The organism is Nocardia africana NBRC 100379 (assembly GCF_001612635.1).
Taxonomy (GTDB): domain Bacteria; phylum Actinomycetota; class Actinomycetes; order Mycobacteriales; family Mycobacteriaceae; genus Nocardia; species Nocardia africana.
Window position 1 is genome coordinate 299,400 of record NZ_BDAV01000015.1, and the last position, 19,269, is coordinate 318,668.

Annotated in this window: 19 protein-coding genes; 18 read left to right on the forward strand and 1 reads right to left on the reverse strand. The window is 68.7% G+C overall.

Translation table 11 applies throughout. The annotated features are described in order from the left end of the window. Positions 1 to 44: 44 nt before the first annotated feature. The 17 genes from NA3_RS27770 (at position 45) to NA3_RS27850 (ending at position 17,789) form a co-directional block, all read left to right on the forward strand. Positions 45 to 1,094 (forward strand): oxygenase MpaB family protein, encoded by a 1,050-nt coding sequence (locus NA3_RS27770; RefSeq protein ID WP_167355049.1) that lies wholly within the window; start codon positions 45 to 47, stop codon positions 1,092 to 1,094. A gap of 254 nt (positions 1,095 to 1,348) precedes the next feature. Continuing rightward, positions 1,349 to 2,866 (forward strand): flavin-containing monooxygenase, encoded by a 1,518-nt coding sequence (locus NA3_RS27775; protein WP_062966571.1) that lies wholly within the window; start codon positions 1,349 to 1,351, stop codon positions 2,864 to 2,866. Between the two features lie 305 nt (positions 2,867 to 3,171). Beyond that, positions 3,172 to 4,245, forward strand: a complete 1,074-nt coding sequence (locus NA3_RS27780; RefSeq protein WP_128144992.1) for a hypothetical protein — start codon at positions 3,172 to 3,174, stop codon at positions 4,243 to 4,245. A 255-nt stretch (positions 4,246 to 4,500) separates the two neighbouring features. Next, positions 4,501 to 5,877 (forward strand): cutinase family protein, encoded by a 1,377-nt coding sequence (locus NA3_RS39105; RefSeq protein ID WP_167355050.1) that lies wholly within the window; start codon positions 4,501 to 4,503, stop codon positions 5,875 to 5,877. A 31-nt stretch (positions 5,878 to 5,908) separates the two neighbouring features. Next, positions 5,909 to 6,667 (forward strand): DUF8176 domain-containing protein, encoded by a 759-nt coding sequence (locus tag NA3_RS27790; RefSeq protein WP_062966574.1) that lies wholly within the window; start codon positions 5,909 to 5,911, stop codon positions 6,665 to 6,667. After that, a complete protein-coding gene (locus NA3_RS27795) occupies positions 6,664 to 7,338 on the forward strand; it encodes a DUF6668 family protein (protein WP_227995603.1) in 675 nt (224 codons plus the stop codon). The genes NA3_RS27790 and NA3_RS27795 overlap by 4 nt, the downstream gene beginning before the upstream one ends. Further along, complete coding sequence (locus NA3_RS27800) at positions 7,335 to 7,634, forward strand: hypothetical protein (RefSeq protein WP_062966575.1); 300 nt, start codon at positions 7,335 to 7,337, stop codon at positions 7,632 to 7,634. The genes NA3_RS27795 and NA3_RS27800 overlap by 4 nt, the downstream gene beginning before the upstream one ends. Beyond that, positions 7,631 to 7,933: a hypothetical protein gene (locus tag NA3_RS27805; protein WP_062966576.1), complete on the forward strand. Its 303-nt coding sequence runs from the start codon at positions 7,631 to 7,633 to the stop codon at positions 7,931 to 7,933. The genes NA3_RS27800 and NA3_RS27805 overlap by 4 nt, the downstream gene beginning before the upstream one ends. 30 nt (positions 7,934 to 7,963) lie before the next feature. Further along, on the forward strand, positions 7,964 to 8,572 hold the full coding sequence (locus tag NA3_RS27810; protein WP_062966577.1) for a DUF8175 domain-containg protein: 609 nt from the start codon (positions 7,964 to 7,966) through the stop codon (positions 8,570 to 8,572). Continuing rightward, the gene (locus NA3_RS27815) at positions 8,569 to 9,468 is read left to right on the forward strand and encodes a DUF8175 domain-containg protein (protein ID WP_062966578.1); all 900 of its coding nucleotides are present in this window, start codon (positions 8,569 to 8,571) and stop codon (positions 9,466 to 9,468) included. Before NA3_RS27810 ends, NA3_RS27815 begins: the two co-directional genes overlap by 4 nt. Then, positions 9,453 to 11,018 carry a hypothetical protein gene (locus NA3_RS27820; protein ID WP_062966579.1) on the forward strand — a complete coding sequence of 522 codons (1,566 nt, stop codon included), beginning with the start codon at positions 9,453 to 9,455 and terminating at the stop codon, positions 11,016 to 11,018. The genes NA3_RS27815 and NA3_RS27820 overlap by 16 nt, the downstream gene beginning before the upstream one ends. Before the next feature lie 50 nt (positions 11,019 to 11,068). Continuing rightward, complete coding sequence (locus NA3_RS27825; protein ID WP_062966580.1) at positions 11,069 to 12,565, forward strand: SCO6880 family protein; 1,497 nt, start codon at positions 11,069 to 11,071, stop codon at positions 12,563 to 12,565. After that, positions 12,565 to 14,355, forward strand: a complete 1,791-nt coding sequence (locus tag NA3_RS27830; RefSeq protein ID WP_128144991.1) for a putative type IV secretion/conjugal transfer ATPase — start codon at positions 12,565 to 12,567, stop codon at positions 14,353 to 14,355. Before NA3_RS27825 ends, NA3_RS27830 begins: the two co-directional genes overlap by 1 nt. Further along, positions 14,355 to 14,903 (forward strand): hypothetical protein, encoded by a 549-nt coding sequence (locus tag NA3_RS27835; RefSeq protein WP_062966581.1) that lies wholly within the window; start codon positions 14,355 to 14,357, stop codon positions 14,901 to 14,903. Before NA3_RS27830 ends, NA3_RS27835 begins: the two co-directional genes overlap by 1 nt. Before the next feature lie 147 nt (positions 14,904 to 15,050). Then, positions 15,051 to 16,157 (forward strand): C40 family peptidase, encoded by a 1,107-nt coding sequence (locus NA3_RS27840; protein ID WP_227995602.1) that lies wholly within the window; start codon positions 15,051 to 15,053, stop codon positions 16,155 to 16,157. 261 nt (positions 16,158 to 16,418) lie between these two features. After that, the gene (locus tag NA3_RS27845; protein WP_128144990.1) at positions 16,419 to 16,877 is read left to right on the forward strand and encodes a hypothetical protein; all 459 of its coding nucleotides are present in this window, start codon (positions 16,419 to 16,421) and stop codon (positions 16,875 to 16,877) included. Positions 16,878 to 16,985: 108 nt separating this feature from the next. Then, positions 16,986 to 17,789, forward strand: coding sequence for a helix-turn-helix domain-containing protein (locus NA3_RS27850; RefSeq protein ID WP_084491914.1), 804 nt, complete (start codon positions 16,986 to 16,988; stop codon positions 17,787 to 17,789). Positions 17,790 to 18,176: 387 nt separating this feature from the next. Here the strand turns inward: NA3_RS27850 and NA3_RS37160 are convergent, their stop codons facing one another. Then, the gene (locus tag NA3_RS37160; RefSeq protein ID WP_128144989.1) at positions 18,177 to 18,632 is read right to left on the reverse strand and encodes a hypothetical protein; all 456 of its coding nucleotides are present in this window, start codon (positions 18,630 to 18,632) and stop codon (positions 18,177 to 18,179) included. A 9-nt stretch (positions 18,633 to 18,641) separates the two neighbouring features. Between NA3_RS37160 and NA3_RS37165 the strand changes: the two genes are divergently transcribed. Continuing rightward, the gene (locus NA3_RS37165; protein WP_128144988.1) at positions 18,642 to 19,214 is read left to right on the forward strand and encodes a hypothetical protein; all 573 of its coding nucleotides are present in this window, start codon (positions 18,642 to 18,644) and stop codon (positions 19,212 to 19,214) included. Positions 19,215 to 19,269 lie beyond the last annotated feature (55 nt).

Consider the following 19,269-nt stretch of genomic DNA (forward strand, 5'->3'; position numbering starts at 1 on the left):
TCGCGAATATGTTCGCGCGCTTGCCCACGGGCGAAGGCCGCAGGATGTTCGAAACCGCACTGGAAGAGGGCATCGACGCGCTCGAGGACCCACCAGTCGAGTTGGTGAAGTTCTTCGCTTCGGTCGACGACATCCCGTACTGGGTCGACCCGGACGAGATCGACCTCGCGTGCCGCGTGATCGGGCGCACCGGGTTGTTGGGGATCGCTTCACTGGCGATGTTGGCACTGTGCGGCGGCTATCTGGCCAGCCGCGTCACCAAGCCCCTGGTCCGTACGGGCGAGCTGGAACGGATGGCGCCACGTCGGCTGGCCGAGACCCTGGCGTGGTGGACGGAGGTCACGACGCCGGGAGGGATGGCCCGCTTCGAGTGCGGGTTCACCACGACGGTTCGTGTGCGGCTCATGCACGCGCTGGTGCGGGCAGGAATGTCACGCCGAGAAGATTGGGATTACGACGCATGGGATCACCCGCTCAACGCCTCCCAACTCGCCGGCACCAGCATGCTTTTCGGCTTCGCTCACCTCGCGGGTTCGCGGGCGTGCGGACTGCACATCAGCCCGCGCGAAAGGCAAGCCGTCTGCAGCTTGTGGCGATGGGTTGCTCACGTGATGGGCGTGCGCCCGGAGATCACGCCCAGCACCGAACGTGACCTGTGGCGGCTGTTCTTCCTACAGGCCGACTACGAGTTCAGGGCTCCCGACGCCGATTCGCGCCGCCTGGCCCGCGCTCTCGTCGACGCGATCGGCCCCATGATGAGCGGCCAAGGGACCAGCCGGCTCCACCGGATCCGCCGCGCCGCCACAACCCAGCTCCTGTGCGCCTATGCGCGCCTGCTGCTCGGTGCCCGCAACGCCAACCACCTCGGCCTGCCGGATCGAAAACTATTCCAAGGCATCGTGATCACCGCCGCTGCGGCGATCACGGCGCTGGACTATCCACGGCGTCTCATTCCCGGCGCGACTCGCTGGTGCGAGCGCGCCGGACGACGCACCCAGCTCGCGATGACCCACCGGGTCACCCATGCCTGCCGCGCCGACACCACCTACACCAGACACGACCGCGCCCCCACCCCAGGCACCGGGCGGCCATGACACCGCAAACTTTGATCCGAAAGCGAAATATTCTGCTGGGCAACGCAATTCGTCGCACCCCTAGAGGAAAGGTAACCGACAATGACGAGCCTCCCACCCGCCGCATCACCGCATCGGGCATCGTGTCCTGCACACTGCACGCAGCTCCTCCCGGGACAAGATCCGGGCCCGCTGTGCGACACGGCGGCTTCATGTCCTGCGGTGGCGGCTCCGCGCCCACCGCGGAGCGGGCCGTCTACGCTCGGGGTTGCGGCATGAGAGTCCAGAAGGTCAAGGTCGCCATCGTCGGTGCTGCCTTTTCCGGGCTCGGTATGGCAGCACGGCTCAAGCGGGCCGGAATCGACAGTTTCGTATTGCTCGAGAAGGAATCCGATCTCGGGGGAGTGTGGCGCGACAACCACTACCCCGGGTGCTCGTGCGACGTGCCCTCGCACTTGTATTCCTTCTCATTCGCCCCCTACCGCAATCCGGCGGTCCGTTATCCGGAGCAGCGCGACATCCTGGGCTACCTGCACGACGTCGCCGAGCGCGAAAAGCTCGTGCCGCACCTTCGCCTATCGGCCGAGGTCACCCGGGCCACCTACCAGGCCGGGCGCTGGACCGTGGCCACCAGCAGCGGTGACCGCTACGAGGCCGACTACCTCGTCTGGGCGGTCGGACAACTCCACCGCCCCTACCTGCCCGATATAGAGGGACGAAACACCTTCCGCGGCACGGCATTCCACACCGCGCGCTGGGGCCACAGCCACGACCTGCGTGGCCGCCGCGTCGCGGTCGTCGGCACGGGCTCGAGCGCGACCCAGCTCGTTCCCGAAATCGCCCGCACCGCAGCGCACGTGACCGTCTATCAACGCACACCGCACTGGGTATTGCCCAGGCCCGCCAAACGGTTCCGCGCCGCAACCCGGTGGGCGCTCACCGCGCTGCCGATCCTGCACCATGTGTACCGGGCTGCGCTATATCGCGGCGCGGACAGCGTGCTGGCCCCGGTGATGACCCGTGGCTGGTCCGCGCGCCCCGCGGAGGCTCTGGCGCGCGCATATCTACGCCTGCGGGTCCGCGACCGGCAGCTGCGCGCCGCCGTGACACCCGCCTACCCACTGGGCGGCAAGCGGATCGTGTTGTCGAACAGATGGTTTCAGGCTCTCGGCCGAGACAACGTGGAACTCGTAGCCGCGCCGATTCGGCGTGTCACCCCGGCCGGTATCGAGGCCGCCGACGGGCATCGCGACGCAGATATCATCGTGTGGGCCACCGGGTTTCGTGCGACGGAATTTCTCGTGCCCGCCGCGGTGACCGGCCGCGACGGCGCCGACCTGCACACGGTGTGGGCAAGCGGCGCCTACGCCTACCTCGGCCTGGCTGTTCCGCGTTTTCCGAACATGTTCCTCATCGCCGGGCCGGGATCGTTTCTGGCCAGTGGATCTAACCCGGGCATGCACGAATGTCAAGCCGACTACATCCTGCGCGCCATCGAGCTGGGCGAGCAGCCCGGCATGCACGGCGTCGAGGTCGACCCGCACGTGATGGCGACCTACCAGAAGCGGCTCGAGGCCGCCCTGGCTCGCACGGTCTGGACCGATGTGCCCAGCTGGTACCGGACCCCCGCGGGCCGGGTGGTGAATCCGTGGCCCGGCACCGCACGCCAATTCGCGCGCCTCACCCGGCAAGACCCGGCCGCCGCCTTCAACGCCGTCCCACGCACCCCACGCACCATGCGGGCGGGCCAATCCGTCCGACTCGGCCACCACCGCAGCCGCGTCAACATCTGAAAACCGACACGACCGAAGGTCGTTGCGCCCCAACGGCTCGACGGTCTACGCTACACTCAGCGCCCCTGCTCGACGGGGGTTTCCCGGCTCCTGCCTCTGCGGACCCGGATGTTGCGCCACGGCACTGTTGTTCGGTCCCCACTTTCGGCCGGACAAGTGCTGAGGTCCCGCGAATCACTCTGCCCCTTATCCAGCGGGCCAGCGTCGCTGTGCGCCTGTGCTGATCGAACTCGACTGTGGCTGTGGGTGATTCGCCTCGACACATCCGTGCGCCGCCTGATGGCGCAGTGACCGAGGGAAGCCTGATGACCGAGTCTTTCTACCGCAGACTGCGACGCGCCGTAATCGTCGGCGCGCTGCCGGTCGCGATGGCGATGGCAATCGCCTCGACCAGCGCCGCCGACCCAGGGCAACCCGGCCTGGAACACAGCGGCCAGGGCGGTGTCACCACACCCAGCCAGCCCGCCCCCGCACCGGAGGAGGATCACGGGCTGGCTGCCTTCCTGCCCGACCCGCCGGCCCCCTCGGTACCCGATCGCCCTGTGCCACGCCCCCAATACGCGATCGCACCCGCGCCTGAACCGGCACCGGCGGCGGAACTCGAGGACGGCAACAGCGACGACACCGCCGCGCCTCCCGAGCCCGATCCCGGCGTTCCCCCGGCGGCCCCTGCCGTCCCGCCACCACCACCAGCGCGGATCCTGCAGGTCGGCAACACCCCCGTGGTGGTGCCGGACTGGATCGATCCAGATCTGCAGGACAAGGCCCAGAAGTGGGTCGACTACATCTCGACCGAGATCGCGATCGGTTGGGACTCGGTGGGCGTTCCGCGCGAGGAGTCCACGCGCCGGACCTTGGCCACGGTGTCGGGCGGATACCTCGGCTTCGAGGCCACCGCGGTGCCGGCGGGAATTGTCGGATGTGCGGGCGGGATGGCGGTCGGCGCCGCAGTCGGTGCCGGTGTCGGCGCGCTCGGAGTCGGCGCGGGTGCCCTGCCCGGTGCGCTGGTCGGCGCCTCGGTCGGCTGCCCGGTCGGCGCCGTCGCCCTCGGCGTCCCCGCCGCCGCAGCAGGGATCGCCGTCGGCGCTGCCGCCGGAGCCGTCCTGGGCGCACAAGCCGAGCCTGGACCGGTGATCACACCCCCGCCGCTGATCGACATCGCCCCGCCGCCGCCTCCGCCCGGGACCGACGACACCCCGCCGCCGGTCCCGGATCCGGTCGCGACGGTCGTCGACGGTGTGAACGCGGCCGTGGCGACGGTCACACGCGGGGTCACCGATGCCGCCGCCGCGGTCGTCCACTGCGCCGAAGGCGTACTGGCCCAGCTACGCATCCCCGCGCCCGCACCTGCGCCCGTCCCGGACGCGCCGGCCAGCTGATCGGAGCCACCGATGCCGCGAACGCAGCCCAACCCTCGCCAGCGCCCCCGTCCGGCCCCTCCCCACCCGTTCCGCGTGGCCGGATGGACAACGGCGGCTTCGGGCATGAAAACCTTCGCCGCTCAACCGGACCGGGACAGTGCCGCTGTGCATGTCGGCCGCCTCGATCGAGCGCATGCGGGGCGCGGTCGGCACCCCAGGTGGGTGTGGCCGGCGGTGGTGGCATTGATCGCCTCAACGGCGATCAGTGGGGTCGTGATCGCGCCATCGGCCGCGGCGCCCACCGGTAGCGACAGTGAGTGCCCGGCGCTGTATGTCCTCGGTGTGCAGGGCGCGGGAGAAAACGCGATGGGATCGGATTCGACGATCGACAGCGGCACACTCGGTGAGATCGTCCGCCCACTGGTCACCGGCGAGGCCACCGGACGGATCGATCGTGCGTACGTCGAATTCGACGCCGTCACGACAGGCACCGACAACGAGCAAACACGAGCCCAGTACGAGCACGCGCTCGACGCGAGCACCGCGACATTGAACCGGCTGGCAACGGACTTCCTCGCCCGATGCCCGGCCTCGCAGCTGGCGGTGGCCGGATATCGCGAAGGCGCGGCCGTGGCCGCGCAGTTCGCGCATCGAACCGGTGCCGGAACCGGCGCGGTGCCGGCGGAGCGGGTCGCCGGTGTCGCCTTGCTGAGTGATCCCTCCCGACAGGTGGGGGCAGCGCCGGTGCCCGGGCGTCCGGGCCAGGCCCGCCCGGACCCCGCGGCGGGCACCACTGGCGACGCTGTGGGGCGGGTCGCGCCGTTGAGCACCACTGCCCCGGCCCGCGGTGGCGGGATCGCCGGACCAGCGGCCGGGGATTTCGGTGCCCTGGCGGGGCGGGTGGTCAGCCTGTGTACGCCGGGGGATCTGTCGTGCGATACGAGCACCCAGGTGCCGATCCAGCAGGTCGTCACCAATATCGCCGCCAGTGCGGACGACGCACGCGGGGACCCGCTGCGCGCGCTCGCCTCGGTCACCCAGGCACTGGCCTTCACCGCGATCAACACCGCGACGGCGGTGGTCAACAACGACATTCAGGGAAACTCCCTGGCCAGCTTGTCCTACCAGCCCGGCAAATCGATCTCCCAACGCCTGGCCGAGGCCTCGGACCCCAGGACCCCGATCGACGTCCCTGCCGCACTGCACGCGGTCCTGCGGGTGGGCACGATCGGCCTGAACGCGGTGGTCACCGTGGCCCGCCAGGTCATCACACCGCAGAACATCGCCGAAATCGCCGCCGCCGGACTGGCCGATCCCGCCGCAGCGCTGCTGGTCCTCGGTCAGAAACTGCTCGGCGCGCTGCCCGCGCTGGTGCCACCGACCACCGTCGTGCGCCTGGTGGGCCAAGCGTTCGACGCGGTGACCCAGAACATCACCGACAACACGCAGCTGATCAACACCACCACCACGGTCAAATACAGCGACGAACTCGACCGGCGCGCCAGCTACACCACCGACACCGTGTCCACCGACGGCGCCACGGCCACCCAGTTCGTCTCCGACTGGCTCGCCGCGGCAGCCGCCGACATCGCCGCCACCACATCCCACACAGCCACCGCGACGCCGACGCCGCCATCAGCGACTCGGTGACCCGGAAAAGACAGCACGGGAGGGAAATTCAGTGTCGACCAACAACGACGGTGTCCACCGCCACGATCACCACGGGACCGGTCCGCTCCCGGCGCCCGACGACTGGTTCGACATCGACGCCCCACCAGCCCCCGCGCCCGTCCCCGAGCGCCCGGGTCACTACCGGTCCTGGCTGCAGACCACAGACCGCTCCACGAGCGCCGCGGCACCCGAACTCGCACTGGCCGAACCGGATTCGCCCGAGGCCGACGAGCCACTACGTGATGGTGGTGGGCACCGGGTGTGGACTTGGATTTTCGCGACAGGGGCGGTTGGCGCGGCGGTCGCCGCGGGTGTCTTCGTCTTCGCGCCGTTCCGGTCACCGGACCTCACGCCGACGGTGGTCACTGCGTTGCCCGGCCCGACGGCCGTCATGGCGACCGTGTCGGCCTGTCCGCCGTCTCCGGGGCTGCCGCAGTTCGACGGCCAGGGCGCAGGGAGCACACGGTCCGGGCCGGAGGTGGTGCTGGCGCTCGAGCACGGCTATTACGTGGAGCGGACCGCAGCGGCGGTGCGGACAGTGCTGGTAGCCGACGGGCCTTTCGGCACCGATGCCGAGATCCAGTCCGGTATCGACGACATCCCGGTCGGCACCACCCACTGTGTCCAGATCGCGGCGGCGGGACCCGAGCGGTGGGCGGTGACGATCACCGAGCACCGCCCAGCCGGCTCGACCGTGGTGCTGCACCAGCTGATCACCACGACGGTGCGCGAGAACCGCACCCTGGTCGCGGCGGTGACACCGGCATGACCGCAGTCCTGGGCACACCACCGGAGCGCACTCGCCGCACCCCGGCGCACCGCGGTGGTGGTCGTGGCGTGATCGCCCCGCCACTCGCGCAGCGTGCCCCGGTCTGGGACACGGTAATTCCGTTGCCCCCCATCACCAGAAACGAACGACGCGCGCCGCTGGTGTGGCTGCTGGGCGCCCACGGCGGCGCCGGTGTCACCACCCTGGCGAGGGTGCTGGCACCGGCCGCGGACTGCTGGCGTCGATGGCCTGCACCACGACCGGGGGAGTCGCCGTATGTCGCGGTGGTGGCCCGCGAGACCGCGATCGGGCTGGCGGCCGCCGATGCCTTGCTGCGCCAGCACCACGCCGGGCTGGCGGGAGCCAGCGCGGTGGTCGGCCTGGTCACCGTGGCCGCGCGTCCCGGTCGCGTCCCGGCCGCGATCCGCCGCGACCGCCAACTGTATGCGGCATTGGTGCCGCACGTGTGGCGTATCGGCTGGCACGAGGCATGGATGACCACTACCCACGACATGCTGCCGGTCTGGGATCCCACCGACCCCACCGCACCCGGGCATCGAGACGAGCTGGCCACCGCCCCCGCGGACGTCACTGCGCTGGGACGCGCACTGATCACGGTGATCGGCGAACTCGACTGTGCGGGCCCTTCCGCGATCGGAGGAACACCATGAGCTGGCTCCTGTCCGCCGGCGACCACCTCGCCACCGTCGCTGTCATCGCCCAGGTGGAGAACTACAAGCCCGAAAAGCCGCCCAACGCGGACGGTTTGGTCACGCTGATGCGCTATCTGACCTGGCTGGTCCTGCTGGCCGGAGTCGGTGCCATCACCTTCGCCGGTGGCAAGTTCGCCTGGGAGAAGTGGTACGGCGGCGTCCTCGAATCCCCGAAAATGGTCCTCGGCGCTCTGGTCGGGGGGATGATCGCCACCACCGCGGGCACTCTGATGAACGCGGTGATCCCCAAATGAGCGCGATCGCATCGACGCTCACCGTGCTGGCCGCCGCCCCGACACCCGGGTACAAACCGCTCCCACCGGAAGTGACCGCCGAGCTGCAACGGTGGTTTCGCTACCTGCTGTGGCTCATCGAAGTCGGTTTGATCGCACGGATTCTCGTCATCTCCGGCAAGGCCGGATGGGAACACTTCCGGCCCCCGCCCGGGCCGCCCGACGCACCCGGCGACATCGTGCGCGCCCTTCTCGCCTGGTCGATGGCCGCCACCGCAGTCCCGCTGGCGGCCAGCCTGCTCGTCGACCCACACCGATAACCCCTCCGGCGATCACGAAAGGCGCTGACCGTGAACATATTCCGCGCATTATCGGTGGCCGCGGTGATCGTGGCGGCCATAGCCGGGTGCAGTCAGCACCAGCCGAGGACGGTCACAACGCCACCTCCGGTCGACCTGAAAGCCGAACCAGCCGGTGTCGTCTGGAGCGACTACCACGGAGTCGAGCTTCCCGCCGGCGTGGACGGGCCTCGCGAAAACCGTGACGCCGCTACCGGTTTCAGCCGCACACCCGCCGGTGCGGCTCTGGCGGCGATCGTGCACACGGTGCACATGTCGATCGCGCCCTCGTCCACCTGGCCCGCGATCGCCCGCGCCGAGCTGGCACCCGAAGACAAAGACGCCCTCGTGACCTCCCACAGCCTGCTGAGCGTGAACTCGCCCGCCGACCCGGCAACCGCGCCCCGCATCCGCGGCTACACGATCACCCGCTGGAGCCCCGACCGCACCCGGGTCGAGATCTACACCTCCTTCCCCGACCAGTCGATCGCGGTCAACACCGCCGAGGTCGTGTGGCACAGCGACTGGCTGCTGGCCGTGCCCGCCGTGTCCTCGACCGCGCCGACCGTGCGATCCGCCGACCGCATCGACGCCGCCGTGAGATTGGAGCCACCGCAATGACTTACCGACGCCACACCGCCGACACCGCGACCAGTGCACCGCGCGCCGAACAACACCTGCGCGCCGGCTGGATCCTGTCCACGACTTTCCTGAGCCTCGTCATCGTCGCCGGAGCGATCACCTTCGCCCTCACGCGCCACCACGACCATCCCGCTACCCCCGCACTCACCACGCCGCCCCTGCCACCTTCGCCCACCGCGACCGCGGCTCCTGGTTCAGTTCCCGGTCTCGGGGTTCCCGAAGCCGACATTTTCGGGCGCCGGGTCGACATCCCGATCGACCCGGCGGGAGCGATTCTCGCCCAGCGACCGGAGACACAGAAGAAGCCGACCGACCCGGACTGGCTGACCGCCGCCCCGGCCGGGCTGTGCGACCGGCGTATAGGCACGACCGCGTGCGCGCCGGGGGGCTGGCAGCGCATTCACGGCGCCGTCGTGCCCATGTCGAGTTCGGACGGACCGACCCGCATCGATGCGGGCGTGGCCGCCGGATACGCCCACACTCCGCAAGGCGCGGCACTGGCCGCCGCCTACACCGTTTACGAAATCGCCGCTCGCCCAGCCGATTCGGTGTTGCGCGACCGGCGTGCCATCCTCACCGACGCCGACCGACGACAATTCGACGCCGCGGCCGCGCAAGGACGACTACCCGCTCAGCTCGACGAGGCTTACACCCGGTGGATGCTGGCCGTGGATGCCTTCCGCGTCGACTCCTACACCGACGACTACGCGGTCATCTCCTTGGCAGCACGAGCCGCACCCGACGGCGACCGGCCGGGCTGGTCGACGGTCGCGGTGCCGATGGTCTGGCACCACGGCGACTGGCGGGTCCGCGGCACCGGCGCCCAGCTGCCGACCCGCACAGTCCACGACCTGGCTGGGTGGACGACATGGTGAGCCTGCGGCACGCGGCCGCACTGCTGATCCTGGCTGCCGGGCTGACCCTGGGCTCGGCCACACTCGCCGCGGGCCAGGCCCCGACACCGTCGCCACCAGGTTCCGGAGCACCCGCGACGCCGGGCGATCCGGGCACGTCCACGACGTACGGATTCGACGGCACGTGCGACCAGCTGCACGACCTGCTGTTGAAACTTCCGATGGTTGGCGGGTTCGACGGCGACGTGCTGTCGGCAATGTGCAAGGCGGGCAACGCCGCCACCCATCCGGGTCAAGCCGCCGACGCGGTGCGCTCGAAGGCGTGGGACTCGACATTCGGCCAGATCGTGGACAGCATGCTCGACGGGCTCGGGCAGATGGTCGGTGCCACGATGACGATGTGGGCACGGCTGCCCAACGACAAGCTGCTCGACAGCACGACCCTGTGGCAGCGCATCGACTCCTACACCCGGGTGTTGCAGGTGTGGATGCTGGCCATCTCGATCGCGGTCTCGGCGCTGCGGATCGGTGTCGCCCGCAAGCACCTCGCTGCCGAGCACGCCGAAGAGACCTTCCGCACGCTGGCCCGATCGGTGATCGCGACCTGGATCGCCGGTGGTGCCATTCTCGCCGGGGCCCGTATCACCGACAGGTTCAGCGAATGGCTGCTCGACGACACGGTCGGTCCCAACAGCGGCGGCGCGGCCGAGCTGCTGGTGAAGTCCTACCGCAACAGCGCCGGGCTGCTCTCGCCCGGTCTGGTGTTCGTGGTGACGCTGGTCGGGCTGCTGGGCGCGATCTCGATGGCCGCACTCACAGTGATCCGCCAAGCCTTTCTCGTCGTGGCGGTCGGGATGTTCCCCCTGACCGCGGCCGCCTCCGGCACGGCGGCGGGCCGGCAGAGTTTCGCGCGGCTCGGGGGCTGGATCGTCGCGTTTCTGTTGTTCAAACCGGTCGCGTCGCTGATCTACATGATCGCGTTTGTCAGCGCCGATCAGGCCAACTCCGAATCCGCGGGCAACGCTGGCAGTGCTGATGCGGCCGCCCGGTCACTGATCGGGATCGTGTTGTTGTGCAGTGCCGTCGGCGTCCTGCCTGCCCTGGTCCGCCTCGTCGCCCCGGGGCTGTCGGTGATCGGATCGGGCGGCAGCGGCGCGGTGGCCACCGGCATTGTCGCCGGTGCCGCCGCGATCGCCGTGACCGGCGGCAAGGCGCTGATGGCGCGCGGCGGCGGCAGTGCGGCGGCCGCCACCGCCGGTCTAGGAGCGGCGCCGCCGCCCGGGCCCACCAGTACTGGGGCAGGTCGGCCCATGTTGCCTCCGTCGCCGCCGCCGCGAGGGATCGGCGCAGGCCCACCGCCTGGACCGAGCGGGCCGCCACCACGACGGCCGGGCGGGCCTGGATCACACCGGCCGGGAGGCGGGACCGTGCGGTCATCCACACCGACCAGCATGGGCCGCTCGGTCGAACGCACCGGCAACGACACCGCCACCGGAACCCGCCGACCCGGCAGCGAGCCCGGCTGGGTCGACCCCAACCCCCATCTGGGCAACCAACAGATCGACTACTGAGAGTCCAAAAATGCTGTGTTGAAACACTATTCGTACTTCGAGGTGATCGCATGACTACCACGGCCGCCATCACTGAACACCCCTACAGCGCCGGATCGCGTCCGCGTAACGAGGGCCTTTTCGGGCTGAGCTGGGTGGCGATGCTCACCGTCGGCGCCGTGGTGATAGCCGTCGTGCTGGCCCAAGCGCTGTTCGGATTCCGTGTCGCCGCAATCGTTCTCGTCGCCGGGGCCATTGCGGCCGGGCCGCTGGTGTTCACCAGCGGGGGACGTACCGGCTGGGTCCGGGCGATCCTGTTGTGGCAGTGGTGGCGCGGCGGCCGCCGCGGCGAGCATACCTACCGCTCCGGCAGTTTCTCCACGATCCCCGGCGGCACCCAGCAGCTGCCCGGTGTGCTGGCCCCGACCCGCCTGCACGAGGGCAGGACACCGGACGGGCACTGGTTCGCCATGGTCCACATGCCCAAAACCTCCGGCTACACCGTCATTCTCAAGACCTGGCCCCAAGGCAGCGAAGCCGTCGATCAGGACTTGGTCGACCACTGGGTCGCCGGGTGGGGGAGCTTCCTGGCCGTCTACGGCGGCAAACACGACATCACCACCATCGCCGCGGTCATCGACACCATCCCCGAGACCGGAAACCGCCTGATGAGCGAGGTATCGACCATCACCCGCCCCGACGCACCCGAGATCGCGCAGCAGGTGATGTGGGAGCTGGGCTCGCAACTGGCCCGCCAGCGCGTGCAACTCGACGCCCGCCTCGCGATCACCTTCGAAGCCACCACTCCGGAGCGACGCAACATCCCCGCCGAGCAGGCCCTCGAAATCGGGCGCCGCCTGCCCGGCATCGTCGACGCTCTGGCCGACGCGGGGCTGCGAGCCAGGCCCATGACCGCCGCCGAGGTCATCGGCTTCGTCCGGCGCAGCTATGACCCCGCCACGCAAGGCGGCCTGGAGGCAGCGACAGCAACCGGGGAAGGGCACGGGCTGGGCTGGAACGACGCCGGCCCGGTCAGCCACCGCGAGTACTGGGACCGGTTGCTGCACTGCGGCGCGAACAGCGTCACGTGGGAGATGGGAGAAGCGCCGAAAGGCACGTTCACCGAACGGATTCTGCAACCACTGCTGGAACCGAATCTCGAGGTCCCGAGAAAGCGGGTCACGATCATCTACCGGCCCCACGCCGCCGCCGAGGCCGCCGACATCGTCGACAACGACTACCGCAATTCCATTGTCGCCGCCCAGAACACACGCGGTGGACTCGTCTCGGCGTCGGCCGGCATCCGCGCGCAATCGGCCGGGAGGGCCCGGGAGGAACAAGTCCTCGGCCACGGCCTGACCCGCTACGGGATGCTGGTGACCATCACCGCGCCGCGCGGACACGACCTCCCGCGCATCAACGCTGTCGTCCAGGACCTGTCCAGCCAGGCACGCGTGCAGATCACCCGCTGCTACGGCTTCCAGGCCGCCGCGTTCGCCGCCGGTCTCGGAGTCGGAGTCGTGCTGCCCGAACACGCCACCGCGCCAGCGTTCCTGGAGGACAACTGATGGCCGAGACCCCACCACCGCCAACCCAGCGCCCCCGGCCCCATGTCGCCGTGAACGCGAAACAGGGCGCACGACAGGTCGGTCCGCGAGTCCTCGATGACACCGCGCGCTCGCGTCTGGAGCGACAGTGCACGATGGGCGGGCTGCGCGGTGCACGAGCGCGTTTTCTACTCGGCCGCGACGACACCCGCCGCCGCAACAGCGAACTGCTCATCTCCGCGGCCGCCGGTGAGCAGTTCGACCGCCCGACACTGACGTTGACCACCAACGGGTACGCCGGACGCAACGGAGGCCGCATGTCGGCCATCGCCCGCCCACCGGAATGGCGGGCGACCACCGCCCAGATCGCCGGCCTGTGGCCCTGGACCGTCGGCGCCGGCGCCCCGCTGATCGGCACCCCACTCGGCCCGCACCTACGCACCGGCGCACCAGTGTGCTTCGACCCGATGAACTGGTTCACCCGCGGCAGCTTCCTCACCGCACCCAGCCTGTTCGTGCTGGGACTCAACGGATTCGGCAAATCGACACTCGTGCGCCGGATCGTGCTCGGCGGGATCGCACAAGGCGTCACCCCGCTCATCCTGGCCGACGTCAAACCCGACTACCGGCCGCTGGTGGAACTGGCCGGGGGACAGATCATCGACATCGGCTACGGCCACGGCTGCCTCAACCCCCTCGACAACGGTGTCATGGGGCAGGTCCTGACCACACTGACCCGCGCCGGGCTGCACGAGCGCGCCCGCAACATCACCCAGGAACTACAGGCCCGCCAGATCGCCCTGGTCGCCGGACTGATCGAACTCGTGCGCGGTCACCCGGTCGCCGACTACGAAGAAGCCCTCATCGCCACCGCCCTGCGGCAGCTCTACACACCAGAACCCCAGGGCGGACGCGGATTCGCGATCGACCGGCCGCCGATCCTGACCGACCTGCTCGAGGTCATCGTCACCGGCAGCGAGGAACTGCGCTTGGACGCCGCCGCCGACACCGAAGACGCCTACCGCGCCACCATCGTTCCCCTGCGGCAATCGTTGCGCCGGTTGACCAACGGCCCGTTCGGGGAAGTGTTCAACGGCCACACCAGCACCGCGATCGACTTCGACTCCGTCGCCGTGTGCATCGACGTCTCCAACATCCCCACCGGCGACCGCAAACTCAAAGCCGCTGCGATGCTGGCCTGCTGGGCTGCCGGGTTCTCCGCGATCGAAGCCCTCAACACCCTCACCGACGCCGGGCTGGCAGACCAGCGCTATTTCCAGGTCGTCATGGACGAACTGTGGCAGGTTCTGGCCTTGGGCGACTTCATGATCGAACGCGTCGACGAGCTCACCCGTCTGCAACGCGGCCTGGCCACCGCCCTGATCATGATCAGCCACACCATCAAAGACCTCCAGGCCCTGTCGAGCGCCGCCGCGGTCAACCGCGCTCTCGGCTTCCTTGAACGCGCGCGAGCGAAAGTCTTCGGCGCTCTACCGGCCGACGAGGTCGAACGCCTCGACAGCATCGTCCCGTTCACCGCCTCCGAAAAGGCCATGGTGACCAGTTGGTCGGCACCCCAAGCCCTCACAGGCGAACCCCTGCCCCCGGGACAACCACGCCCCGCACCCCCGGGAACGGGAAAGTTCCTGCTCAAAATCGGCGAAGACCGCCGCCCCGGAATCCCATTCAGCGTCGAACTCAGCGCAACCGAAATCGACAAACACGTCCACGAGACCAACACACGGTTTCATTTCCGGACCTCGACAGATCGCGAAGGCCACACCAGCGGCATAAAGGATGGCCGAACCTGATGGCGAGCCTCCAGAACCACTTCCGAGTGATCGCCGAGACACACGCGGCAGCAACCGAAGTCACCGCAGCCGAAATCGTCGGCACCGCCGAGGACATCGTATCCGCCCGGTCGCCGCTCGCGCGCGCAAATCTCGCGTTCGCCGCGATCGTCGACGGACCCACCGAGCTGGGCGAGGGACAACCCGTCCTGTGGATCAACACCTTCGGCGCAGACTCCGGAGAACCCATCGGAATCCTCAAAGCCCGGATCCTCGCCGAGATCGTGCCGCGCGGACTGCACACCGGCCAACCCCAACGCAAATTCCTGGCACTGCTCGAACTACCCGGACTCGGACACGTCGAACGCATCATCGGCGCAGACGACATTCTCGCACTGCCCGACCCACCGCACACCCCCGACTCCCACCCGGGACCTCACGGTGGAGCAGACGTCGCTGAGCTCGTTCGGGACGCCTTCGGCGAGGACATCCCGACTCCCGGCAACGCCGACAGCGACCCACGGCCGCCGTCGCTGCCGGAACCGGACACCGGCTACGGACTCGAATGAGGGGCGGCGAACCGTGAGAAGACCCTATGCAAATCGTGTGCCGCCGCACCGCCTGATGATGGCGTGCGCAGGACGACGCCGTAGCGGGGGATGGATGCCAATGCTCGGAGTGCGGCGGCGATAGCGATGGCATCGCGGTGGTGGGTTGTGGCTGTGGTTTCGCTGTTCGCGTTACCGATGCTGCTCGTCGTCATCATCGGCTCCGACGACTCGCAAACCGGCTGCGTGTCGGGTGCTTTGAGCGGGGCGCTGGCCTCGGCCGACAGCGCGCACGTGGACGGTTACAGCCCGCAGCAGTTGCAGATCGCGCAGGTCGCTGTGGCGGTCGGCGAACAGCACGGCGCGGCACCGAATGTCATCGTTGCCGCATTGATGGCGGCGATGCAAGAAAGCTCGCTGCGCAACCTCAGCAACGATGCGGTCGAGGGCTCGTCCGGGTACGCACACGACGGTGTCGGCGGCGACCACGACTCGGTGGGTCCGTGGCAGATGCGCGCGAGTGTCTGGGGCGGCGCAGGGATCGACCAGTTGATGAACCCTGCCTACCAAGCCAACTGGTTCTACAACCAAGCCGACAAGGTCGACGGTGCCGCGTCGATGGATCCCGGCGAACTCGCACAGACCGTGGAAGTGTCGGACTTCCCCGACCAGTACGGCACCCACCGCCGCGAGGCCGAGGCCCTGTACATGGCCCTGCGCGGAGCTGGCTCACGACTGCCACAGCTCGCCAGCGGCCCCGCCCGCCCGGCCGGCTCCACAGACACGATGGGGTGCGGCGGGTCGCACTCCGGCGGTGGCGATTTCGGGCAGGCGATCGTCGCGGCGGCCGAGCGATGGATCGGGCTGCCGTATGTGTGGGGCGGCGGCGACACTGCGGGCCCGACCACCGGTCTCGATGGCGCTGCCGAACCGGGTTTCGACTGCTCCGGGCTGACACTGAACGCGGTGTTCGCGGCCTCGCACGGCACGATCACCCTCAGCCACACCACCGGCTCTCAGGTCGCAGACTCCCGTGGCGTCACCGTGAACATCAACGAGAAGCAACCCGGGGATCTGATCTTCTTCGGGGCCGGAGTGCCTCACCACGTCGCCATCTACGTCGGCCAACTCGCGCCGCGTGCCGGAGCCGAGCCCGTCGACATGGTTGTGCACGCGCCGGACTTCGGCGTCCCTGTCCAGCTGGCGCCGCTCTGGACCACCGAACCAATGGTGGTCCGCAGGATCGGCCCGAAACCGACACCCTCGGAGGCTTAAGAGTCCATGACCGATCGCGGCACTTCACATTATTGGCTTCGATTGCGTAACAGTGAAATTCGCGCAGCCGCCGTAGCTCCCGACGCATGGTGTTGCCGCTCCCGCGCGGTGCGTGGTCGGTCCAGTGCCCGCAGGCTGATCGCGGCAGCGACCGTGTTGTCGGTGGGGACCGTCGTGGCCGGTTGTGGGCGACCCGCGCCATCGGCGCCGCAGGGGCGCCCGGATCGGGTAGGGGTGTCGGTCGTGGTGAGGTCGCCCACGGTGACCGCGACCGGGGGGCTGTCGTGGACGGCGAGCGAGATCGACTCCGGTGATCCCGACGCGGTGCTGATCGCGGCCGCGGGGGTGCTCTACTCCTACGCGCCGGTGATCGACGCCAATGCCGCGCAAGCGTTCGACCGGGCACGGCCACTGCTGAGTCGGTCGTGCCAACAGCGTGTCGGCGCGTCGACCACCGGGTTCGCGCGGATCACCGGCGCAACGTGGCAGCGGTGGCGCACGGACCGCGCCGTACTCACTGCGGAAGCCACGGTCGGCAGGGACGACCATCCCCCCGACACCGCCACCACACACCCGCGGGTCGTGACCGTCACCCAGACCGTGCACTCCACCCCCGCCGGGCTCGCCGGGACGACAAGCGATCCGATCGTTCTGTACATGGTCGCCGGCCGCGACGAGAGCACCGGAGGGTGGCGTGTCAGCCGACTCGCCGTCCGCTGACCCGGACAACTGGCTGCCGGATCGCGAGCCGACCACAGCGAGGAAACAGATCATCTCGTTCCGGGAGCCGCCGACAGCGCGCCTGGCCGGGGGAGGAGAGAGGACGTCATGAACAGTGTCACTAAGGACGGTCGGCGTGCGGGGGCAGTGCGCGCGGGGCTGAGCGTGCCCAGTTTGGGCGGTTATCTGCGTGCGGAGCGAGAGGCTAGGGGACTGTCACGGGAAGGAGCGACCAACGGAGCGCCGATGTCCGCGGCATACCTGTATTCGATCGAAAGCGAGGTACGCATGCCAGGCCCCGAAATTGTCGGGTTACTGGCCGACCTATACGAGTTCGACGACGCTCAGCGCGCCTACGTGCAAGCCTTGCACGCACCGCCGCTGGAGTTCGACCCAGAACGGATCCAGGCGACATTCGACCAGACCCCGGCGTTGCAACACCGACTCGACGACCTGGACTCGGTCGGCCTGATCGCTGCCTACGTCGATTTGTCATGGAATGTGCTGGGCGCCAACAACTGTTTCCGCAGCACCTACCCCGGCTTGGCCGACGCGCCCGTGGGGGCGCAATGGTTCTTCGACCCGATCGCGCGGCAAGTGCTGGCCGACTGGGAACACGAAGCGATGGTGCTGGTTCGGTTCCTCAAAGCGGATCTGGCGCGTTACCGGTCCTGCACGGCGACGTGGCGCCTGCTTCGTTACCTGGAACGCGACGATGACTTCTACCGGCTATGGACCACTGACACACAGATCGCCGCAGGGCGCCGGGTCGATGACCCCATGCTGGTCCGCGATCTCGCCACCGGAACAACATCGAGCATCGAAGTCCAGACCGGGCGAATTGACACTGATATCACCATCCGTCACTTCCTCGGAATACGCAAACCCCATGCGCCGGAGCAGAATACGTAGATCTCAGACAGTCGGCATTCATACAAACAGCATGAAACCAACTACTGGCGCAGACTGGCAGGCACACGTGTAATGGAGTCGTCGGCGAATAACGATGCAACACGAAACCTGTTGCACGCTCGCACAGTTCGCCGACCGAGTGAGGTAGCGCAGTACGATCGGCGCCGCCTCATCGCAATTGAGGCTTCTTCGGGGAACAGCCATGTCAGTCCCCCTGCGACCGTTCCCCGAAGAAGTCTTCGAAGCTCCCACGACGGGAAGTAGCCGGGCACCAGGCCACGGTTCATTTCAACACATTCCTGAAATCGACAGGGCGACATGAGTGGAATCGACGACGCGCGTGGCGACATCAGAACGGCGATGCTCGCAGCGATGCAGGGTGCCACGTCACTGGCCACGATCCTCAACGCCAGCGGCCGCGAAGGCCGCGACGTCGCCACATTCATTGCCCGCCAGCGCCGTGACGAAGAAATTCATCAACGGCGGCTGCGGGTCGAGGATGACAAACGACAATTCCAGAGCGAACGCCACGACCTGAACATAGAAAAGGGCCGGGCCGAGATCAACAATACGGTCGCCGAAGGCGTGAGGAAGGTTCTGCTGGACCAGGCGCGCGGTATCGAAATCGTCAACCGAGTCGAGAACGCCGACGCCGAGAACGGCCGCAAAGCCGAGATCGACGCCAAACGGCTCGAACAGATCCAAGCCAGCATCGACAACGACAAGAGAATCGCCGATGCGAAGGTCGACACGGCCCAGGGCCAGACGCGGATCAACCAGCGCGACCTGCGACGGCGAAATCGAGAAACGAGACGGCGTATCGGCCGCGACGATGCCGAACACGATCAGAGGATGGCCGCCGCCACGGCCCGGCTGGGGTGGGGCGAAGCCAAACACAACGCCGAAATGGCCGAGATCTACCAGCGGATGTACAACCGGAGCCGCCGGTGGGGCCTGAGCGAACAGCTGGCCCGCAGCGATAGCGCCGCGGCCGCCGGTATGCGCACCGCGTCTGCGTTCGCCGCCGCCTACAGCACACGCGAATGGGGCGATCGTGAGCGCCAGAACGCGGCCGACTTCGCCGAACGGGCCGCCGAGGACGGTGTCAGCCCCGGGGACCTAGTCGAGTTCGTCCACGCAGCAGCCAACGACGCCAACACCAACACTGGCGCCTTCGCCGACGGGGACACCGGACCGGTACCGCCCGAACAGGAGCTGGCCGAACAACTGGTCGTTGCAGCCGACGACGCGCGCCGCGATCCCGAGGAACCCACTCCGCCGTCTCGGGATCAGCAGATCCGCGACACCCTCGACGCCGCCGGCCTCACCGACCAACGGTCGTCCCCGGCAGCGACCACCGATCTTGATCCACCGCTCGACACCGGCCCCGCAGTGACAACCGGCACCGATCTGGGCCCCGAATGACCCCTCGCGCACTGAGCCATGAAAAACCGCGGCGGCACAGCCGTATTCGCCGCCA

Coding starts and splice junctions, on each gene's coding strand:
- NA3_RS27850 (WP_084491914.1), top strand. CDS start 16,986: ATGAACAGTGTCACTAAGGACGGTCGGCGTGCGGGGGCAGTGCGCGCG.
- NA3_RS27830 (WP_128144991.1), top strand. CDS start 12,565: ATGGCCGAGACCCCACCACCGCCAACCCAGCGCCCCCGGCCCCATGTC.
- NA3_RS37165 (WP_128144988.1), top strand. CDS start 18,642: ATGGCCGCCGCCACGGCCCGGCTGGGGTGGGGCGAAGCCAAACACAAC.
- NA3_RS27805 (WP_062966576.1), top strand. CDS start 7,631: ATGAGCGCGATCGCATCGACGCTCACCGTGCTGGCCGCCGCCCCGACA.
- NA3_RS27770 (WP_167355049.1), top strand. CDS start 45: ATGTTCGAAACCGCACTGGAAGAGGGCATCGACGCGCTCGAGGACCCA.
- NA3_RS27795 (WP_227995603.1), top strand. CDS start 6,664: ATGACCGCAGTCCTGGGCACACCACCGGAGCGCACTCGCCGCACCCCG.
- NA3_RS27800 (WP_062966575.1), top strand. CDS start 7,335: ATGAGCTGGCTCCTGTCCGCCGGCGACCACCTCGCCACCGTCGCTGTC.
- NA3_RS27775 (WP_062966571.1), top strand. CDS start 1,349: ATGAGAGTCCAGAAGGTCAAGGTCGCCATCGTCGGTGCTGCCTTTTCC.
- NA3_RS27835 (WP_062966581.1), top strand. CDS start 14,355: ATGGCGAGCCTCCAGAACCACTTCCGAGTGATCGCCGAGACACACGCG.
- NA3_RS27780 (WP_128144992.1), top strand. CDS start 3,172: ATGACCGAGTCTTTCTACCGCAGACTGCGACGCGCCGTAATCGTCGGC.
- NA3_RS27815 (WP_062966578.1), top strand. CDS start 8,569: ATGACTTACCGACGCCACACCGCCGACACCGCGACCAGTGCACCGCGC.
- NA3_RS27825 (WP_062966580.1), top strand. CDS start 11,069: ATGACTACCACGGCCGCCATCACTGAACACCCCTACAGCGCCGGATCG.